Source organism: Vibrio sp. B7, from assembly GCF_963888765.1.
Lineage (GTDB): Bacteria > Pseudomonadota > Gammaproteobacteria > Enterobacterales > Vibrionaceae > Vibrio > Vibrio anguillarum.
The window spans coordinates 1-20983 of the sequence record NZ_CAWPKR010000005.1; the positions used below are offsets into that span (position 1 = coordinate 1).

Sequence of the window (20983 nt, forward strand, 5' to 3'; positions counted from 1 at the left end):
TGCTGCTTCTAACTTAAATTCTGCGCTAAATAGTCGTCTTGTACGTTTTGTCATAGTGTCACCTGTTAACTTATGAGGTGATGATATCACCTCTAACTAAGTGACCAAATTCACTATGCCACTACAATGGTACCCAAACCGCAAAAAGTTTAGGACACCATCTTGGCCTAAATGGAAGAAAAATATTACCGTTCCTGTGTGATTTGCTCTCACGAAACTTACTCCAAACAAGCTTAGAGACGCCTCTGTCACTCGAGTCTGAATTTGAATTGGGTTGTTATGCCTAATAAATCATTTTCGAGTTTTCATCGGAAGTCAGCATTTCAGCAAGAAAAACTTGAGCCGAATGATAGGGTTGTTGATGACAACGATGTCGGATAGGCGACACCTGTTACCAAGTGCAGCCCTCCTAAGAATCTAGCCCAGATATAATCTGACAGGCACCGAGTCGAAAAGTGGGTAACTGTCAGATCAGGTCTGAATTAGTACAATTTCAATTTGAGTAAAACCTTTTTATTTAGGACACTATTCTTTAATAGTACTAATTAGGCAACAAAGCATACAAAACTAGCAATTTACAATTTAAAGAAAGCAAGTTGTGCTTTTTGCTTCTCAGCGAGTTGCGAAAGTTCAGCACTCGCGCTGGCACTCTGGCTAATACCAGTTACATTCTGATGCACAAGCTCAGAAATGTTAACTACGTTACGATTAATATCTTGTGTCACTTGTGACTGCTGCTCTGCAGCAGTAGCAACCTGAGTATTAGAATCATTAATATCCGAAACTGATTCTGAGATACCAACCAATGCATCACTCACACGCTGGGACAGTTCACTATTATGAGCCAATATCTCAATCGTAGTTTGCATACTGTCATTTGCTAGAACGGATTGGTTTTGTAAATCCTCAATAATCAAACCAATTTCCTTAGTTGAACTTTCTGTGCGTCCAGCGAGCATTCGTACTTCATCGGCTACCACGGCAAAGCCACGACCCGTTTCACCGGCGCGAGCGGCTTCAATCGCTGCATTCAACGCTAATAAATTGGTTTGTTCAGAGACATTACGAATCACTTCAACAACATCATTAATTTTCTCTGATTGCTCTTTCAAACGCTGTACTAAATTTGCCGCATGATTTAATGCCTCCGACATTTTTACACTCGCTTGAACACTCTCTTGAGAGATCGCCAAACCAGATTTGGCTAGTTCATCAGCCATACGAGCCGTCGAATCAGCAACGGAGGCATTAGCACTAACATTATCTGCCGCACTCGACAACTCATTCACTGCAGAAGCCACTTGTTCAACTTCAGACAGTTCTTGCTGCGCATTTGATTCCGCTTGAGCCATCACCGCTGCCAATTCCGTTGACGCTGATGCAACTTCTTCACTGATTCGATTCAAATGATCAACCATGGTATGTAGCTGGGAAGCCGTTGTATTAACATCCTGACTGAGAATTGAAATTTCGTTTTTCCCCTCAACCATTGCCCGGACTGTTAAATTCCCCTGTGCCAACTCACGCATCACCCCTTGAATATGCTGAATGGGGGCAACAATCATTTTTGAAAGCACCCAAGCAATCATCAACGATATTCCAAGCACAGATAAGACAATAGTCATAGCGACATTCATTTCGTAGCGTTCGTACGCCTTAATCTCAGCATAGGCTCTTGCTTCACGCTCCTTTGCTCTATTACTGACATTGACAACTGTCGCGAGTAAATCTATTGCCTGAGCTCGAAACGAAGTATTCTTCGCAACAAATTCACTCTCAGAAACGGTTCCTTCCTCATACTGTCCTAAAAATGTGAGCATTTGTTTTGAACGATTTAAAAACTCATCAACAAGATTAAGAATATGAGGTACATCGCTTTGGTAATAATCATCTTGCTGTAATATGTTTAAATGAGTACTGATGTCTTTTTGCCTTTGCATTAATTTAGCCATGAGATCTTTTCGAATGGCTGGAGAGATTATAGAATCAGCAACATGAAGACGCATATCGTTAATGTCATCGACAATATTAACGGATAGCGCATCTGATTGATTTTGATATAAAATCCTCATGACTGAAGCGTTTTCTCGTACACTTTCCAGATCATTTTTTATGATCCACAAACTGACTGTTAAAGCTAATGTGGCTACTAAAACTGGAAGCATAATCTGCACCCGAATAGAAAAATTTTTTAATGAAAATTGCATACATGTTGCCCTATAAAATGGAGATGGTTTTCAAGTAAACTAAAGGGGTTTAAAAGGTGAATTAATGTAAATCTTACTATACAAATCCTTCAGGTAAAAAATCATAAAATCTTATGAAATATAAAATCATTTATATAACAAGGATTTTATGTTTATGATTTAAAGTTTTCACAATAAAATTAATAGCGATTACCTACCATTGGTTTTAAATGAACGCATGAAGAAATTATGAAATATTACTTGTTGTTTCGAATCTCGATTCTACATTTTTATGTAGGAGAAAAATGGCTTTGTATGATAAATTCATGAAATCTATTGATAACACCCAATTAAACGCTTCGATAATACGATACCCCTTTCACAATTAAGAGGTTAAGTTATTACCAATATTTTATAACAAACTCACGTGATCTGTTCTAGCCAGAATGGACAGACTTTCATTGCGTAATTCAGTTTAAAGATAGAGTGCGCCGTCTTGTATATTTCTTAGTCAATGCGACAAGTTTCAGCCATACCTAACCCAGTAAGCTTGTTTAACACCTTGATCATGGCGTAAGCCTCGCCAACTTGAGCGTTGTAGTCCCTCAGATTAAGTTTCCCATCTAGTCACTGCTGCACCCGATGCATACGTTTCTGAGAGAGGTAGCGCTTGTGATAGCTATACCGTTGTTTCCAATCTTTATTTGAGCCGAACAACTTCTTGCATGCCAACCCAACCCAATATTTCAGGGATGACCTCTCTCCAGAATGCCGCTCCGTCTTTTGGAGGAATACGGATAGCATCGTAACAATTTTTGATATCGTAAGCCCCTCGCTTATATCTCAACGACCCTTCTGAGGGTTTTCTTGAGCAAGGTTGGTAGTACTTTAGCATCAGTAACGCTCTGCCGCGATGATTTCGTGGATGTCTGTATTAGCGGTAATATGGAGTTTTCGCCCGACTTTACGTTTACCATACGTACCATGTTTTTTGACTTTCCATTCGCCTTCGCCGTAAACCTTGAGTCCCGTTGCATCAATGGTTATGTGTCTTATTACACCAAAAGTGTGAGATTTCAACCTGTTTAGCACGGCGACTGATACAGGTGTAAGACCTTGTTACGTAATAGTGATTTCACTAAGAATCGGCACCTAATTTTAGAATAAAGTTCTGACTCCATTTTGTTCATCGACGAAGCCATAAGGCTTCAGTGAGCATTTACAATGCTAACTAACCGACAATGAAAGTGGATAATTCTTTTACGCAACAAAGCCCAGGTGTAATGTGAACACTGCAACACTGCAACACTGCAACACTGCAACACTGCAACACTGCAACACTGCAACACTGCACGGGCAAGGATAAATATCGAGTTAATGAATCCTTGCAGAGTTCTTAACGGCATTGCGAATATACGTTTCATCATCAACGCGGTCTGTCACGCTGATTTTGTTTGCTTTGTCCCCAGTCTTTTATTGCTTCATCAACCCAGAAGGAGAGAGGGCCGCGGTTGATTAAGGCTTTATTGTACTGTTTCCAGTATATCTCTGAATTAAGCAACAAAGTAGCTTAGGTTTGTCTGTTTTTTCTTATGGGTTTGTAGGAAAATTCTTGTTTTATCTTAATGAATTAATTGTTTATTCTTTTTTTTAAGAAAAACAGCATTTAAGTATAAGTGACTGAGTCTATTGATAATTGATCGAAAATCGGCGTTTTCTCTTTGATTTTAATTGATATTTATATTTTTATGAGTGTTATTTTTTTGAATTAAATTAACGAATTAAATTGTTTTTGATTTATCGAAAAAAATAAATGATATATAAAATAAAACTTTAGTGTGGTAGGTTTTTATTGAACTTTTAAGTTTAAATGGTTTTTTGGTATTAAAATTATACAGAGTTGTATCTTATCATTATACAACATTCATAATGTTAAAATATCCGTAATGATGTTGCAGCTACCATTTTAAAGAAGATGCATACTATAGAGAGTAGAGAATTTACTATGAAAAAAATAATTAACACTATATTGATTAGTGCCTCATTGTTATCATTACCTTCATTTGCAGGCGTAAGTTTCTATGTGGCCTGTGGTAATATTAGTGGCAACGTAGCTGAACCATTAACTGTAGTTAGGATTAATAGTGTCGACACTTCTCCAGTGTCAAATTACAGCAAAACAGTTTTACTTAAATTTCCTAATGCTATCTCGGAAAAATACCATTATTCTATTCATGATAGAAATCCTTTTGTCTATGATCTAGCTAAAACTGCATATTTGACAGGTGCAAAAGTAAAAGTATGTATTAAACCAACTGGTCAAGATGTTGATGAGTTGCTAGGTATTGAGCTTTTCGTTGAATAAATATCGGTTGATTTATTATGAAGAAAATAAAATATGGAACTATCATTAGTAATTTTTATATTTTTTTAATTTTTATGGTTTCATCTGTACACGCAATGCCTGTAAAGATAGTTTATAGAGCAGATTCTCGTCCTCCTCATATGATATTTGAAAAAGGATTTGTTGCGTGGGGAACGAATATAAACTTTAATGCTCATATTGATGGCACTTCAGGAAGGAGGGGGAGCAGAGACTCTGCTTTTATACCTACAACATCAAGATTAGATGCTGCGATGAACTTTGCAACAGATTTACTTAATGTTTCACCTGATAATATATCTTATATATATCAAATTAGAGCAACACATAATTTCTATTCCGCATTAGATAGCATATATTACGTTTATGATGCTGCTCATGTGAGAGTCCCTGATACTCACAGAGCTCTGTTAGCAGAAGAACAGGAGTATTCAGCTTACATAAATATTCCTCCGGAGCTAATAGAGTCCGTAACTGTACAAGAAAGAATAAATGGAGAAATTATTACAACTATAATACCAAATCATAACTATATCGCTGGTGATACTCATTCGAGCGAAGAGCCATTTACTTATTGGAGGCCTGAGAGAATAGATAGTAGGCCAATGTTATATATGGGTCCATCAATGACTAACATTAATAATGAACAACCTGAAGGTGCGGCTGCATTACCATCACCGTCTTTTAATGCGGGAGGAGTGCTGGGGATTAGTCTATTTCTACATAATGAGTTGTAAGTGACGATTAAATATAAAATGCATGCTAATTAATGACGGTAATAAGAACTCATGAGGAAGATTTTTATGAACCAAAGAACATTGTTATTTTTATACCAATAATGTTTAGTGTGATGTTGTAAATAATATCTTTAATTTCCGTTGATTTTAGCAGAGCATAAATGAGATGAACTATTTCCAATAATAGTAAGGAGGAAACTAAACATACACATCAATTACTCGTAACAAGTTCTAACTCCAGACTTAATAATATGCATGTCATTTTTATTTAATGAAATGTTGATAGCGTAATAGAGTTTAAGTTAGATACTTATAATTATTTAACCTAATATAGGATAACAATTATGTCATTCATACCAAAATCATTTTTTTTAACATTAATCTCAACCAGTTTCTCTTCGATGATATTCGCTGCTGCTCCCCCAGGAGCAGGTATTAATTATTTAGAGGTTAGGACAGCAAATGACGGAGCTCAATCAGGTATTTACGCTAATGGTCAGATGCAGGCCGCACTCAAGATAACTTTCGAACTTGCTGAGGGTTATAATTTTCAAAGTGTGAAGTTAAGAACGCGGGATGATGAGTTAGGTAAATACTGGAAAGTAACGGAAAGTGAAAATGAATTTGAGCATAACATTTTGAGTCGTGATATTGCTGACTTTAATTATTCAAATAATGATAGCGTTCTTAGTCTTATCGATGAGGAGGTGCAACAAATAGCCGATGAGGTTAAACTATGGCCATCACTTGAAAACAATCGACAGCGTGTATTCAGATATGTCACTGCATCAATGATGCATGAAGCAAGAATATGTGTCGAATTGACTGCAAAAAATGCAAATAATGAACTCAGTATAAAGTCAACTTGTGTAGACAATACCACAGCTAGTGGAATGTATGTCCATGTTATTGCTCAACAAGAAAAGAAATACACCATTAATGATTTTAATGTTCATGAGTCAAAATTTGGCTGGCAATCAATATCAGCTGGAAAGGGTAGCTATAACTATGCAATGACCTACACTTATATCATACCTAAATATCAAGGTTTACAATTGCGAAAAATAACAGTAGACGACAAAATTCCTAATGAATACGGGTTCTCCACAACAATCGCGACTCAGACTCCACAATATTACAAAATGTCAGGACAAACCCAATCACAATACATAGATTCAAAGTTAGACTTAATTCCGATTAAACAAGGGAGTAAGAGAGAACATGGTTTTCACTATAAGTATTCTATAAATGAGCCAGTAGGCACCACAAGCGTTTATTCTAACTATGGTAACGATGATAACTTGATTACTTTGTTAACTTTATATGGTTCAAGCTGGGGAAGTAGGGGTGGATACGCCAAACTACCGGGACAAACTAGAATAGAGCCAAAGAGTGTCAAATTTTACGACATCTATGGAAATAATGGAGAGATTAAAGTTAGACGTGTTAGCGCTTGGGATGGATCTCCTAATAATAGAGGATATGAAGTATATTAACATTTGGCAATGTTATAACTGACGTGCCTTTTATCTCAGCGGCCTAAAAATAGTCTATTAGGCCGCAACACCAATACTGAAATTTTTCATTTAATCTGGTAGATATTTATGTATTCAATTGTTAGTAATGCATCTAATTTTATAGAAAATATATTTTCAGGAGTTGACCCTCGTACAGGGGATTACAGTTTATCGGTAAATATAGGAAATTTTTTATCTCACAAAACCTCAGGATCAACATTGTCTCTGAGCTTGAGGTATAGCATCCACAATAAATTCGATATAGGTTTTGGCCAAGGATGGAATATAGCGTTGAGCAGTTTCGATAAGGATCGAAATTACTTATATCTTTCAAGCGGGCAAAGTTTTGAAATAAAATTCAATACAGATAAAGGTGAATACGACATCCCCTATCGCAAACTAAAAGATTTACGTGTTTTTTATCTCAACTCAACGCAAGAAATAAAAGTCGTACATAAGGATGGTACACTAGAGTTCATTGATTACCAGAAGGGAACCCTGACACGAGTAGTGTCTAATCATGGTCTAGATATAAATTTTCAGTACGACTTCCCTCAGAATTATCCCGTTTTGAAACGAATTTTCGACAATACAGGGCGAGAGCTTCTGATAGATAGAAACGATAAATTGAAAACAAAAATAACACATCAATTTAATGGCAACACTTATCAGAATATAGTTTTTGAAAAATATGGTCTTGGCGGAATTGAAAGGTTGTCACGCATTATCTTCCTTGACGATAATCAAGAAACTTCAATAGAGTATAATGTTGCTGTTGGTGAGCACTATGATGTGATCGCTAGAGTAACTCATGCCTCTGGTATGATAGAAGAGATAACATATAATAATTATGGTCATCAACTTCCACTAGGCGCTCCAGTAGGGACTTGCCCCTATGTGGTCGAATATCGAATGATACCAGGTGATAACCAAGATTTTTTAACTATTCAGTATTCATTTTCTACTAAAAACTACCTTGGTTATGGTAGTGACCAGTCTTGGGTTGAGGGACAGGATACCTTATTCAAGGTACAAAATGATTACAAGTTCGTCAGTGCTGAGATCATCAATGGACAGCAGAAAATTGTTCGAACCTATAACAAATATCATTTATTGGAGAAGGCCGAGTATATCCAGAATGGCACCACCTATAAACTGGAAGAAAATAACTATTACGCAGAACTGGATAAGGGCATAGATCAGCAGCCAGCTCAATACAGTCTGCTCAAGGCCCAACATATTACCTATTACCATAATAGTGATAGCCGTCGTCAGAGTACCACCTATAGTTATGATGAGTATACGAATCCCTTATCCCAGATAGAGCCTGATGGTTCGCGAACAGTGTGGCAGTACTATCCAGCTAAAGGTGAAAATGATGCGTGTCCACCCGAGCCTAATGGTATGGTGTCTTTACTCAAAAGTGAGACTCATTATCCCAGCAACACAACCCATAGCGAGCAGCCTCGTCAAACCCTGCAGCGTTATATTAAACTATCAAAATTGAATCGTTCCAGCGCTTATGCTGAAGCCGATTATTTTGTGCTGCTTAGTGAACAGCAACTTCCAGATAAAAAAGTACATTTTAGCTACCATAATGACGTTAAAAAACCACTACACTATGGCCGCATCAAACAGGAACTGCAGGAAGTTAATGGCTACCAACGCTCTACTGAGCTGAGCTATGAATTTGGTGACACAACACTGATGACCTCGAGTACCTTAACCACCCATGATGGTTTGACACTCAGCGCCAGCGAGACGATTCGTTATCAGGATGGCCAAGTAATCGAAAAAATAAATGCCGAGGGCGTTGTATCCAGAGCTAATTACGATGAGTTAGGACGAGTCATTCAAGATATTTTTGCGCCTAATACTGAGTATGAAGCTATTACCCGATATAAGTATAGTGTTAATTCAGGTAATAATAGCATCACAACTATTGACCCTAAAGGAAATAAGCAGACCCAACATTTTAACAATGCCGGTAAATTGATCCGCCTCGAAATGAGTGATGTGCAAAGTGCTCTCAGGATAGTCAAGCGCTGTGAGTATGATTCCTTTGGTCTACTAGTTACTCAACATGAAACGGATTATTTACACGATAGTGTCCCTTTAACTTTGACCACAAAGTTTGAATACGATATGCACGGTGAGGTCAGCAAGATTGTTCACCCCGATGGACGGGTGGAGTTAATAGAGCAGGATCTAGCTAGGCTCGTCACTCACTACCGCATACCGGAACTGATGAGCACGCATACCCGTTATAACCTTTCAGGGCAAGAGGTATACAAGGAGACGCTGGATGCTGACGACTATACACTGGCGAAGACAAAATACGTATATGATGGCTTCGGTAATCTGCTAAGCACCGAAGATACCCAAGGACGTATCACTCGCATGAGCTATGACAAGAGTGACCGTCTGTTAAGGATAGATAAAACCATCGCTGGTGAATTAGTATCCCAACAGATGTACTATGCCAACTTTACTACAGATACCTTAGTCACCAAGATGCAGGTAAATGGTATCGAGCTTGGCAGACGTGAGTATGATGGCCTAGCCCGCCTCACTCACGAACAATCTAGTGCTGCAGGGACGCAGCGTTTCAGTTATCCCCAGCATTCCCTCATGCCGACTCAAACAACAACCGCCTTGGGTAATAACATAACCATGGTGAATAATGCCTATCTACAGGTGATGACACAACGCGCAGGGCAGGAAGAGACCACTGGTAGCCATTACACCTATGATAAGCTCACGGGCCAACTATTAGAGGATGCTAATCAGTACACTCAACGGGCTTGCCAATATAATTGTCTGGGGCAATTGATTCTCGAGAGCGTGCAATATATCGATGGTACAAAGCAGAAAGCGAATTACAGCTATTCATTACAGGGTCAGCTCTTAAGTAAAACAGACTTTTTCGGTGTAGAAACAACTTATCATTATGATGAGTTTGGGCGGATACAACATGTGGTGACTGGGAGGAGCGAAACAGTTTTGAGTTATGACGCCTTTAGTCGTCCAATTAAGTTTGAGACTGGAGACGGAAGCAATAAGGTTGAAATTATGCTTACGCTCAATGCTCTGGGCTTGGAAGGATTTAGACGTGTACTGCTCAACGATACCGAGGCTTTTACCCTAGAGCAAGTGTTTAATCAAGACCTAAAAATAGTCGAAAAAATACACCAAGAGCAAGGACAAACTACTATAGAGACTATGACTTACGATGATCTGCATCGCTTGGTAGAATACCGCTGTGATGGGCCCAATCATCCTAATGATGAACTGGGACATAGCATATTGGCCCAGCACTTTAGCTATGATCTGTTTGGTAATATTACTGAAGTTAACAGCGAGTTAGTCGATAAGGAAGGAAATCCGGGTATTAATCGAGCACAACATATATACGATAAAAATAGTCCAGTTAGATTACTTACTATCACCAATACTCACCCTAATTATCCCCCAAAGCTGGTATTTAACTATGATACCGCTGGTAACCTATTGCTAGACGATCAAGGACGCGAATATCGCTACAATGAACTAGGACAAATAGCCCAAGTTGCAAAAGACGGCGAGATTATATCTGAGTACTACTATAACTCCATTGATGAGGTAGTTTGTCAACGCAATGAAACGGCACTCATTCATCTCTATTACCAAGGTGATGCCTTAGTTAATGAATTGTGCAATGGTATGAGCAGCCACTATCACAGTGTTGCTGGGGCGGCAACCTCTCGCACTGTGCACAATCAATATGAAGATATCCAGACGAAGCAAATGCTAATACACAATGCCCAAGGCAGTGTGCTTGCCAGCGTGACAGCAAATGCTGAAAGTACCAGCGACTATGCCACGCGCCAATATACCGCTTATGGACAAGGATAATTCGATGAAACCAGTCGTATTTAAATTACCCACAAAACTCTATCGCCCTACCATACTGGGCCAGCAACCCAATCTTTCCAGACGACAATTCGTACTGGGTTCCTCAGCCTTAGCTGTTAGTGTAGGTATGTCTCTGCCCCTGTTCTCGCCTCTGCTGCAAGCGGCGCAGGAGGGGAGAGCATCACATGGAGCCACCAACCCTTTATTAGCCAACTCCCTTGGTTTTAACGGTGAGCGAAAAGACCCACTTACCGGATTGTACCATCTGGGCAAAGGCTATCGAGCCTATAATCCAGTACTGATGAGGTTTCATGCCTGCGACAACATGAGTCCTTTTGGCAAAGGCGGTATCAATAGCTACGCCTATTGCTTAGGTGATCCAATCAATCTTAAGGACCCTAGCGGACACTTTGCTCTTATGTCACTGTTAATGGGAGCGATTGTCGGAGCTGCTGTAGGGGCCGCAATTTCGGCAACAGCAGAGGGCATCCGAGCAGGGGTGACCAATACCGGGTTTGATTGGAAACAGGTGGGTATTGGGGCTGCTCTGGGGGCGATTAGTGGTGGATTTGGCGCAGCTGCTCAGGGAATGAAGACGGGAATTCAGGCTGGTTTGGCCGTGGCAGACTCAATAGTGTCGGGTGCGGTTGACTTTGGTCTAAATATGGCTGCGGGAAGCAGTACCAAAGACGCGGGCATCAATGCAGGAATTGGGGCAGTGATAGGTTTAGTTACATTTGGTATAAGTCTGAGTTATACAAGTAAAGCAGCCACATATAGAAGTAGAAGTCTCTACGGCCGTGATAAAGTAAACACCAAAAAACTGCATAGTCGAGAATATCAGAGAAGAAGGTTGTACGGTGAACACTGGCATCAGGTAAATATAGATAACCGTAGGATTTTATGGGGGGCGGATACGGTGACTAGTCATGGCGATGTTACTCGGAATCCCATACAGCAAATTGCACGCCGTAATTCTAGATCAGATGTACATATTTACACTGGGGCACATGGTGTGGATGATGGTGAAAATTGGATGTGGCAGTTAAGGTGGCCAGATTTAGATGAGTTACATTTCTATATAGAGGATACAGTCTTCAAGTCGCGTTCTTCATCATACATGCCGCGTAGACGAGTGTATCTACATGATATGGCTGGCATCAATAAACATGAGTTTACTGCTCACTTATCTCGTCAAGGGCATCATGTTCAAGCTTATTGCTTCGGTCGTAACGATAGTTGTCTGCTTGAGTATTTTAATTTAGAACCTGTTACGAGTTTTATGCGCTCGTAGGGAGTGAATCTATGGTGACTTCGACCGGTTGAATACACAAATCCTGTTATCACCTGACATCGGCCTAAAGTCGGTGTCTTTTAGGTTGTATTATTAAAGTGATAAAGATATAACAAAAGGCTTTCTTGATAGATCAAGATCTAAATAGTTGATCCTAATTATACTTCACTTTCTGTACTCCGTGTCCACAGCTAGGAAAGGGTGAGACATTATCGGCTTTGTTACTTATGAGGTGATGATATCACCCCTAACTAAGTGACCAAATTCACTATCCCACTACAGTCTGTCGCGAAATATTGGTGTGGCATGTCAGAAGTTGTATGGCTCAAATCAACAGTGGAAACAGCGATATGGTTATCACTAGCGTTTTCTCTCAGAAACGGCTATGTATCTGGTAAAGTAGTTGCTAGGGGCGTTGTTGCCTAAATCAGTTGAACCTTTTCCAAGTCCTGCGATCTGATCCTTTGTGATGGTAAGAGCGGTGGTGACATGGGGAAAACGAAAAAGAAGATAACTAACTGGGTGGAGTACAATAAGGCTCTGTGCAAGCGTGGTTCGGTTACGTCCTGGATAGACGACTGCATGGCAATGCAAAACCCACCATGGTAAGCGTGGTAGAGGCTTCCAGTACTCAGATACAGCGATTGAAACTGCTTTGATGATTAAGGGCATCTTCTCTCTGCCATTACTTGCACTTCAAGGCTTTATCGATTCGATCTTTGAACTATTGGATGTACCGCTGACGTCCCCTGACTACACCTGTATCAGTAAAGAGGGGCTATTCGCCATATTGCCATTGACTCAACTGGCCTCAAAGTCTTTGGTAAGGGTGAATGGAAAGTGAAAAAGCATGGTGCAGATAAACGCAGAACATGGCGCAAACTACACTTAGCTGTTGATTAGATACTCACGAGGTGATTAGTGCGGAAGTCAGCCTCGTCAATGTTGGCGATAGTGAAGTGCTACCTACGTTGCTCAACCCACTACGCAGAAAGGTCACTGCTGCATCTGCCGATGGAGCATATGACACCAAAAATTGCCACGAGACTTTGAAAAAGAAAGGTTGTACCCCGTCGATAGCGCCTCGAAAGAATGCAGCACTTTGGGAAGATGGGCATCCCAGAAACGGAGCAGTAACCGCTCTGAAAAATGGAACAATAGCGGAGTGGAAAGCCCAATCTGGTTATCACTATCGCTGAATATCTGAGACTGCAATGTCCCGATATAAAGGACTAACAAGCGGTAGACTGAGCTTGAGATGTTACAACGCTCAAGTGGGCGAAATCATGGCGAATGTTAAAGCTATAAACAAAGTCATAGGACTAGGTATGCCCGTCAGAAGCTAACGGCTAGTCATATATAGTGTTATTGTTCTTCAAGCTGATTTGATCAACAACGCCACTCGGAATCATCAATGCAAAGAAATGTGGCAACTATTAAAACGGGTTCGAAATTTTATGGATAACGTTTCACCGTTTCCCGGCGGTGGTCATGGACTACAAAAAGTGAAGCATAATTAGGATCAGTTATTTAGGTCTTTTTACTTAACAGTAAAACATATGGAGAGGGGAGTACTTATCTGCAGAGTTTTTCTTCTTTTAATTCAGATGAATAGCATTACTAGTACGTCATTCAATCGAAGTCTATGTCAGAAATAGATTACGATTATTGCCGAAGAGTTCTCATTTTTATCCTTGGTTAGTTTTGTTTTAATAATCACGTCCTCAAAGAGAGGAACCAAAACACTAATTATTAAGGTAACAAAAATGAACTTTAAAAAAGCAGCTATCATCGCAGCGTTTGCGATCTCATCTAACGCTATGGCAAATCCATCAGTAACAGCAATTTGGGCTGGTGTAGTTCCTGGCAGTTCTACAGGCGATGTAATCAAAATTACTGGTCTAAATGGTAGTGCTGTCGAGCAAGGTGAGTTATATGTCAATGCAGACGGTACTTTTGCTTCTAGCCAAGTTAGACTTGAGGCTCGTAAGATTGACACTAACGAGTTGCATGCCGCACAGTGGACAGTTACTAACACTACTGTTGCATATTCTACCTCAGGTGCGACTGGAGCAAATCTGGATATTTATTTAGATGGTACAAGCTGGATTGATGGCCCTGTGAATGCTGCATCGTTTGATCTCACTTTAGTTCAAACTAAGGCACTTGATGTTGTGCCTGGTGAAGCCGTTAATGCTCAAGTAACTCTTGTGGCTTCTGCTGTTCTATAATAAACGATGGTTTTTCTATAAGCAGCTCGTTTGAGCTGCTTTTATTGTTGGAAGCATTATGTTTCGTATGATTTTTTTAGCTAGAACATTACCTTTATTTGTCCTATGTATAACTTTTTTTTCTACTGTTAATGCAGCAGTGATAACTAAGCAACTGCACGTATCTACTGTAATAGACAAAAAAAAATTCCATTCACAAAATTTTACCAAATTGGAGTTTTTTCCGAATAATTTAACTGCTTTTTATAATAAAGGAATAGATACTTTCCATCCGTTACAGACGTCACTATATATAGAAACGGATATCCCTGATAACCAAGTCAATACTAGTTATCAGATCATTCTTACTGATAATCAGTCACAATGTCATACTGCGGCTGAGAGTGTTTTAGAGTTATCCGATAAGTTTGTTGATGTAGAGATTGATGGTAAAAATCTAGCTATTAATGAAGGTATTCAAGTTGGTGATTTTAAATCCAGCAAGAATGATTTTAAACACTCTATTCATGATTTTAAATTACTTTTCGCACCTTTGCCGGAAGTAACGCAGTTCGATGATTATTTATTACGTTGTAGTGGGAGCATTTCAGTTAGACTGGAATTTACAATATGAAAAAGAAACCATTAGCACTTATTATTTCAGCGCTTGTTGTATCTTCACTACCAGTGCAAGCGAATATTCCTGAATCTTTCAAAAGCTTATATTCTTTTAAAGACAAAAAAGTCCGATTTAGTACGCTTAATGATAGAGAAGATAGTTATATTCTACTTGCGACTAACTATGATTCAGTAAGATTACCTGATCAAAGTAAAGATGATGCTAAACATCAATTAAAGTTCTACTTAGAGGAAAGTAATATCAAACCAGAAGTAATTACCATGCTCATCAAAGATCTTGAGCAAGGTGTTAGTTCTGATAAATCTTGCCGCGGAAAACTCTCTGAGTGTGTTGTGGTGCCGGAAGTTTACTCTTTCGTGTATGACTATGATGAGAACTACCTGCGACTATTTGTTAATGCTAAACTTTTTAATAACAATAAGAATAATGTTGAAAAGGATTATGCGACTGCAAAAAATGAATCTAATGCACTGATTAACAGCAATGATATCTATTTTAGTCACTATAATGATCAAGATACTAACTACACGATCAATAACAGATCTTTATTAGGTTTGCCTTTAGGTCATGTAACGGCTGATCTTTCCTATTCGAATAGTCAGTCATCTAAAGGCATGGAAATCAAAGAGCTGTCATATGATGCGAGCATAGAAGATGTACGCTTATACTTGGGTAAATTTAAAAATGGTGTTAGGTTTAATGCGACTGACTTTTTGTCGACGAATACTCGTTATCAGCAGACATCGGCTAACTTTGGTAGTTCAAAAAACCTCTTGATTGGTGACCGTGGTGCTTATGAACAGTTGTTTTATTATGCGCCAGCAAGTGGTGAGTTAGTCATCTATCGTGATGATCGTATTATTAAGCAGCTTAATATTAGCGAAGGGCAAGGCTCTATCAGCTATAGTGATTTACCATCAGGGCGTTATCAAGTTCGTGTCGATGTTGTTGTTGCTGGGCAGGTGATTTCATCAGAAGTAGTGCAAATATACAATAGCTCTCGAGACACATTAGCGGTGGGTGATATTGATTACCTAATTAGTGCGGGCGTATTTGATGGTAACAGTTATGGCCAATCTAGTTATGCTGACCATTTTGAAAATAAAGGTTTTACTAAAGGTTTAGTTGCTGCTCGCTTACTCAATCCATTGGTGATCGGTGTAGGTGGTTTATACTCTGATAGTGAATGGGCGGCCACAGTCGGTACACAATTTTATCTACCGTATCAGTTTACTTTAGATATGAAACTAAATTATTTTAACCATGGAAGCCATCATTTTGACAGCAGCATTGGTAATGGTTTTCTGTCACTAAGACATGAAGATTTTTCTATTGGCAGTGATGAAGGCAAACTTGCTCAGTTTATTTATGCAGATGGTGAATACAGTCGTACTAGCTTAAGTGGCAACTACCGTTTTAGTAACGGCATTTATGCGTACTCGATCCTCTCAAAAGGTAAGCAGACGATGTTGGATAGCATTGGTATGAGCCAAGATAGCTACTCCTACTGGTCAGCAACATCAGGAGTGAGTATCCCACTGAAACATGGTCTAAACTTAAGTTTGTCAGTGAATTATCAAGACAGTAATAACAACTTTAACACCTCCATGAACTTATCTGTACCTCTTGGATCTGGTTATTCATCAAACAGTATGTTGGCACTCAATAATGATAATCTGAATCAGGTTAGAAATAGCTTGAATAAAACCGATGTTTTTAAGAGTAAAGAAATCAATTCTGACCTTTCTGTTTCACAAAACTATTACGCGAGAGAAAAAGATAAAAATACAATTGATGCCGCATTATCTGCAAACACTAAACAAGATCATTGGCAAGGTAGTGTTCACGCTTACGCAGATTCGACAGGACAAAGAAGAGGGGTATCAGGACGTTTATCCAGTAACCAAGTTTTCGATGGTAACTCAATAGCATTTACCTCGAATAAAGCGGATGCGTATGGTGCTATTGAACTTAATAGTTCCTTAGCCGAGCAAGATACTTATGGTTACGTTACTGTACGTAAAAATGGTAAGTTACAAAATAAATCGTTTATTTATGATGATAAAACCTTGTATCCACTCAATAGTTATAACGAATATGACATTAATATTGATACAGAAAGTGTCTCACTTATCAACCTTGGTGATAAAAGAATAAATGAATTTGTCAAACCAGGCAGTGTTGTAAAATTAAAACCTAACTTAAGAAACATATTTTCTTTTGTTAGCTCATTTGAAGATGTTATGGGTAACAAAGTTAAAGATCTCGTTTGCAAAGGCTCTGGCTGTCATCAAATACAAAAAATCACCGATGGTGTATTTCAAGTGTCTTTGATGGACGGTTTAGATTTTGAATTATATTCAGGAGATAACACCTGTATTATTCCAGAAAGTAAAGTCTCACATGATGTACTTAACTTTGGTCGAAATCATTGTGTACCAAATATAAAATCTATGGAATATATATTAGTTAATATTGATGATAATGAAAAAGCATTATACTTTATTGGTTTATTCGATACTAAATTTAGTATCGATGAAATCTCTAGCGCAATGAAGAAAAATAGTATGACTTCGATTGTTAAAAATATTGGTAAATACAAAGCTGTTTACGTCCTTGCGGGAGAGTCTGGACTAGACTACGCTAAACTTGGTCTTGATAATGACGTGTTAGATATTGTAAACGTTAAAGATATCCAAGCACTATCAATTAGAGAACTTAGTCTATCTGCAATTAGGAGTAGTAACTAATGATGAAAAAAATAATCTTAGCCAGTGTTTTACTGTTTAGCTCATTGGCTAATGCTTTAACGATTGATACAATGTATTTAGTTTCTGATAGCCGTGGAAATGGTGTGATTTCATTAACTAACGACCTTGAACAAACTAACTTTGTTAATACTTATGTCTATGAGTTAATGACGGATGAACAAGGTAATATTGTTAGAACTCAGTATGCTGAAGAGAATATTGATGATTGGAAACTCATCACCACGGCACCAAAACTGATCATTGAGCCTGGGGTTAGTAAGGATATCGGTATCCGAGCGTTGTGTGACCCTGAAAGGTGTGCCCGTGATAAAGACCTTATGTTCTCTATTGCTTTTGAACCATCACCTTATTTTGAGGAGGGGGAATCACAGCAATCGTTCGTCACTATTAACTATGGTTATGCTTCGTTATTTGTTATCCCTACGACTCAACCTAAGATCAGTTACACATTAACTAATCAAGGTGATTACTTACTCGCTAAAAATACTGGGAATACGATATTAAATCTAGTGATTGATCAGTGCACTTCTACGGTAAAAAATAATTGTCGTATAACAGAGCGTCTAGTGGCTGGAAGAGAACGACAAATTAAATTGCCTGATCATTTTAAACGCAATGTTGTTGATGTTAATATTTATAACCATGATGAATCTTATAAAAATAAGCAATCATTGAGCTTAACTAAATAAATAAGTTAGTTTAGGAAATATTATGAAAATTTATCGGAACATCATTTTATTGTCGTTTATTTGTTTGCCTTTCTTTACTCAGGCGGCATCGATGAGAGGCACAATAACTGACAATAAACTGGATTGGATTGGTGCTATGAAAATATCCGGTGGCAACTTTTATACTCCAACCGATTGGGATATTATTCATAACCTTGAAGGTACCCAACGCTGGACACCTGCTACTCATGCTGCGGCTACACCCGGACAGTTGAACCTGTCCGGCCCCAGCGGTTCTGTATCTGCAGCCATAAAAGTAGTCGGTCTTGAATATAATATGGGTGATTTAAAGCCTAATCAAAGTGGTAATGTAGGCAGTTGTGAAGTTTTGAGTATGAGTAACTCAACGGTGGCATTATTGGGTGAAAACTGCCGTTCAAACCTCGATTTTACTTATCCATCGAGAGTAAATCCCTTCTATTTCACTCGTCCAATCGTTGAGGTTAATGAAGCTGAGCTACTGAGCGGATTTGAAGGAATGGAAATGGGAAAATATATCGGCAGCGTATCTTTGGTTGCTCGTTATGAGTACTATACCAGCTCCGGTGCATTAACTTACAGTAACGTTCCTTATACCTTTGAAGTAGAGTTAGACTATCACCCCAGTTATTTAACCGCTGTTACTGTTTTAGGTAATGGGATAATTGAACCAGTATATAATACTCAAAAGAATACGATCTCTGGCTCAACAAGCTTTAATATCAATGCTAGTGGTTATTTCAATAACGGTATAAAATTATATTTTATAAATCGCGATTATACTCTAAATGGGCCAAATAAAATACCCTATTCGATACAGTGTCAAGGTGCTTGCTCGGCGAGTGATATTGTTAAAGAGGGTGTTTTACTCCACGAGCTGATTATTGTTTCAGAAGGGCAACGCAATATGACTAATATTAATTTTCTTCTAGACGTTGGTTACGAAAATATCCATAAAGATCAAGTGGAAGCGGGCAGTTACAATGACACTATTAGCATTGTGTTTGAGGAGAATCTATGAAATTTAAGCATTTGTTGATGATTAATATAATCTCCCTCATTGTATTGACTTTAGCTGCCTTTCATTTAAGAGCCGAAAGCCAAAGCAATCATTTTTACGCTGGATCGTCGATTCATTATAATGTGAATGATAAAGACCATGATTTGACTGAGAAACTTGGGGCAAGTATAAGAGCGGGTTACTTATTTACCCCGAATTGGAGCATAGAAAGTAGCTATAGTAGCTATGGTCGAAATGTAGATGGTGACAATGTGTATGCTTATCAACTTAAAGGGCTTTATCTACATCAGCTTGATTCCGATTTTACCTTATATACAGGTATTGGCGGTTATGTCTATGATTCTAAAATCAATCCTAGCGCCGTGATTGGTGTTAAAAAACAATTAGACAAAAAACTTAGTGCTCAGTTTAGTTACGAATACCTGTATAAAGGCCATGGTGATGATGATATCTACTCATTATCAGTGGGCATGAATTTTTATTTTTAATATCAATAATATTGACGATTTTAAGGAAAATTATGTTAAAAAAATTTTGGCTTCCTATTCTTTTAGGAACAATGTCACCAAATGTTTTTGCTAGTGAAGCACCTCAACCTTCTGGTTATGCAAAAGGTTTTTGGTTAGGTATTGGTAGTGGTGTTGTGATTCGAGAAAACAGCCCAGAGCTAGCCAATGAAAATCATTATGGCCCAACAGGTAAAATAGAATTTGGTTACCAGTTCCATGATAATGCATCATTATATTCTAGCTATGATTATATGGATGTAGTAAGTGAAAACAAAATACACATCGGCGTATTAGGACTAAAAGCGAACTATTTTTTAACGGATAATCTATCCGCTTTCGCCAATGTCGGTATGAGTCATTATCTTGCCGATGATCATAATGAATTGCATGAATCTTATAGTTATGGTGGCGTGGTTGGTGCTGGCCTTGAATACACCATATCGAAACGCTTCGCGACCAAAGTGGGTTATAACTATTATGACAATATTAAACTTGCTTCAGGTAATGATACACACTTACATCAAGTCTATTTAGGTATCGCTTACAAGTTTGGTCAACAAGATCAGATAGCCGTTCAAGAAGTGATTGTGCCGCAAATAGAATATATTGAGAAAATTAAAACCGAAGAGGTCGTACAATTAGTAAGAACAAATTATGTGATTACCTTCCCCCTAGGTCAATCTAGGGTTGTTCATAACAGTGCAGCAGAGTTCCACCTACAAGAAGTAGCTGAGTTAATGAAGACGATGCCTGAACTTAAAGCAGAGTTGACGGGCCGCGCCGATAAAACCGGTGGATATGCCATTAATGAACGTATCTCCGCTGAACGTGCGAAAAATATCTACCACTATTTAGTAAGTCAAGACATTGATCCTGAAAGATTATTTTGGTCAGCGGTTTCTTATCATAATCCGATTACTGAAGGCAATAATGCAGTAGAACGCTCGGTAGAAATTCAACTTAAATAAACGTCTTATCTAGATAAAGCCTATGGAATTGATTTTCATAGGCTTTCATTGTTATCCCTAAACCACCGCCTTGGGCGGTGGTGATTGAACTTTGGGGCTATTGCCCGAAGAAGTGCCCATGTTAGAAGTAAACCTCTTATTCACCA

At 38.6% G+C, this 20983-nt stretch carries 13 protein-coding genes and 4 pseudogenes; 14 read left to right on the forward strand and 3 right to left on the reverse strand.

Going from position 1 to position 20983, the window contains the following annotated elements; all coding sequences use genetic code 11:
- Positions 1–575: 575 nt before the first annotated feature.
- The 3 genes and pseudogenes from AACV32_RS03035 to AACV32_RS03045 form a co-directional block, all read right to left on the reverse strand.
- Positions 576–2207 carry a methyl-accepting chemotaxis protein gene (locus tag AACV32_RS03035; protein WP_170895634.1) on the reverse strand — a complete coding sequence of 544 codons (1632 nt, stop codon included), beginning with the start codon at positions 2205–2207 and terminating at the stop codon, positions 576–578.
- A 486-nt stretch (positions 2208–2693) separates the two neighbouring features.
- Positions 2694–3297, reverse strand: a pseudogene (locus tag AACV32_RS03040) (transposase); the annotation flags it as partial.
- Between the two features lie 226 nt (positions 3298–3523).
- A pseudogene (locus tag AACV32_RS03045) lies at positions 3524–3750 on the reverse strand (transposase); the annotation flags it as partial.
- Positions 3751–4191: 441 nt separating this feature from the next.
- On the opposite strand from AACV32_RS03045, the gene AACV32_RS03050 reads away from it, so the two are divergent.
- The 14 genes and pseudogenes from AACV32_RS03050 (at position 4192) to AACV32_RS03115 (ending at position 20837) form a co-directional block, all read left to right on the forward strand.
- Positions 4192–4551, forward strand: coding sequence for a hypothetical protein (locus AACV32_RS03050; RefSeq protein WP_017050325.1), 360 nt, complete (start codon positions 4192–4194; stop codon positions 4549–4551).
- Positions 4552–4568: 17 nt separating this feature from the next.
- Positions 4569–5306, forward strand: coding sequence for a scabin-related ADP-ribosyltransferase (locus AACV32_RS03055; protein WP_170895635.1), 738 nt, complete (start codon positions 4569–4571; stop codon positions 5304–5306).
- A 344-nt stretch (positions 5307–5650) separates the two neighbouring features.
- A complete protein-coding gene (locus tag AACV32_RS03060; protein WP_170895636.1) occupies positions 5651–6802 on the forward strand; it encodes a hypothetical protein in 1152 nt (383 codons plus the stop codon).
- Between the two features lie 108 nt (positions 6803–6910).
- On the forward strand, positions 6911–10717 hold the full coding sequence (locus AACV32_RS03065; RefSeq protein ID WP_249339522.1) for an RHS repeat protein: 3807 nt from the start codon (positions 6911–6913) through the stop codon (positions 10715–10717).
- A 4-nt stretch (positions 10718–10721) separates the two neighbouring features.
- Positions 10722–12011 (forward strand): RHS repeat-associated core domain-containing protein, encoded by a 1290-nt coding sequence (locus AACV32_RS03070; protein WP_170895637.1) that lies wholly within the window; start codon positions 10722–10724, stop codon positions 12009–12011.
- A gap of 489 nt (positions 12012–12500) precedes the next feature.
- A pseudogene (locus AACV32_RS03075) lies at positions 12501–13357 on the forward strand (IS5 family transposase).
- A 54-nt stretch (positions 13358–13411) separates the two neighbouring features.
- Positions 13412–13531: pseudogene (locus AACV32_RS03080) on the forward strand (IS630 family transposase); the annotation flags it as partial.
- A 246-nt stretch (positions 13532–13777) separates the two neighbouring features.
- Positions 13778–14242, forward strand: coding sequence for a hypothetical protein (locus AACV32_RS03085; protein ID WP_170895638.1), 465 nt, complete (start codon positions 13778–13780; stop codon positions 14240–14242).
- A 58-nt stretch (positions 14243–14300) separates the two neighbouring features.
- Complete coding sequence (locus AACV32_RS03090; RefSeq protein WP_170895639.1) at positions 14301–14855, forward strand: hypothetical protein; 555 nt, start codon at positions 14301–14303, stop codon at positions 14853–14855.
- Positions 14852–17611, forward strand: coding sequence for a TcfC E-set like domain-containing protein (locus AACV32_RS03095; protein ID WP_170895640.1), 2760 nt, complete (start codon positions 14852–14854; stop codon positions 17609–17611). The genes AACV32_RS03090 and AACV32_RS03095 overlap by 4 nt, the downstream gene beginning before the upstream one ends.
- Positions 17611–18321 (forward strand): hypothetical protein, encoded by a 711-nt coding sequence (locus AACV32_RS03100; RefSeq protein ID WP_170895641.1) that lies wholly within the window; start codon positions 17611–17613, stop codon positions 18319–18321. Before AACV32_RS03095 ends, AACV32_RS03100 begins: the two co-directional genes overlap by 1 nt.
- Before the next feature lie 22 nt (positions 18322–18343).
- Positions 18344–19360, forward strand: a complete 1017-nt coding sequence (locus AACV32_RS03105; RefSeq protein WP_170895642.1) for a hypothetical protein — start codon at positions 18344–18346, stop codon at positions 19358–19360.
- Positions 19357–19848: an outer membrane beta-barrel protein gene (locus tag AACV32_RS03110; protein WP_170895643.1), complete on the forward strand. Its 492-nt coding sequence runs from the start codon at positions 19357–19359 to the stop codon at positions 19846–19848. Before AACV32_RS03105 ends, AACV32_RS03110 begins: the two co-directional genes overlap by 4 nt.
- Before the next feature lie 32 nt (positions 19849–19880).
- Positions 19881–20837 carry an OmpA family protein gene (locus AACV32_RS03115; RefSeq protein ID WP_170895644.1) on the forward strand — a complete coding sequence of 319 codons (957 nt, stop codon included), beginning with the start codon at positions 19881–19883 and terminating at the stop codon, positions 20835–20837.
- Positions 20838–20983 lie beyond the last annotated feature (146 nt).

Excerpts from the sequence above, each read along its gene's own strand:
- AACV32_RS03035 (WP_170895634.1), bottom strand. The coding sequence starts at position 2,207 with ATGCAATTTTCATTAAAAAATTTTTCTATTCGGGTGCAGATTATGCTT.
- AACV32_RS03050 (WP_017050325.1), top strand. The coding sequence starts at position 4,192 with ATGAAAAAAATAATTAACACTATATTGATTAGTGCCTCATTGTTATCA.
- AACV32_RS03055 (WP_170895635.1), top strand. The coding sequence starts at position 4,569 with ATGAAGAAAATAAAATATGGAACTATCATTAGTAATTTTTATATTTTT.
- AACV32_RS03060 (WP_170895636.1), top strand. The coding sequence starts at position 5,651 with ATGTCATTCATACCAAAATCATTTTTTTTAACATTAATCTCAACCAGT.
- AACV32_RS03065 (WP_249339522.1), top strand. The coding sequence starts at position 6,911 with ATGTATTCAATTGTTAGTAATGCATCTAATTTTATAGAAAATATATTT.
- AACV32_RS03070 (WP_170895637.1), top strand. The coding sequence starts at position 10,722 with ATGAAACCAGTCGTATTTAAATTACCCACAAAACTCTATCGCCCTACC.
- AACV32_RS03085 (WP_170895638.1), top strand. The coding sequence starts at position 13,778 with ATGAACTTTAAAAAAGCAGCTATCATCGCAGCGTTTGCGATCTCATCT.
- AACV32_RS03090 (WP_170895639.1), top strand. The coding sequence starts at position 14,301 with ATGTTTCGTATGATTTTTTTAGCTAGAACATTACCTTTATTTGTCCTA.
- AACV32_RS03095 (WP_170895640.1), top strand. The coding sequence starts at position 14,852 with ATGAAAAAGAAACCATTAGCACTTATTATTTCAGCGCTTGTTGTATCT.
- AACV32_RS03100 (WP_170895641.1), top strand. The coding sequence starts at position 17,611 with ATGATGAAAAAAATAATCTTAGCCAGTGTTTTACTGTTTAGCTCATTG.
- AACV32_RS03105 (WP_170895642.1), top strand. The coding sequence starts at position 18,344 with ATGAAAATTTATCGGAACATCATTTTATTGTCGTTTATTTGTTTGCCT.
- AACV32_RS03110 (WP_170895643.1), top strand. The coding sequence starts at position 19,357 with ATGAAATTTAAGCATTTGTTGATGATTAATATAATCTCCCTCATTGTA.
- AACV32_RS03115 (WP_170895644.1), top strand. The coding sequence starts at position 19,881 with ATGTTAAAAAAATTTTGGCTTCCTATTCTTTTAGGAACAATGTCACCA.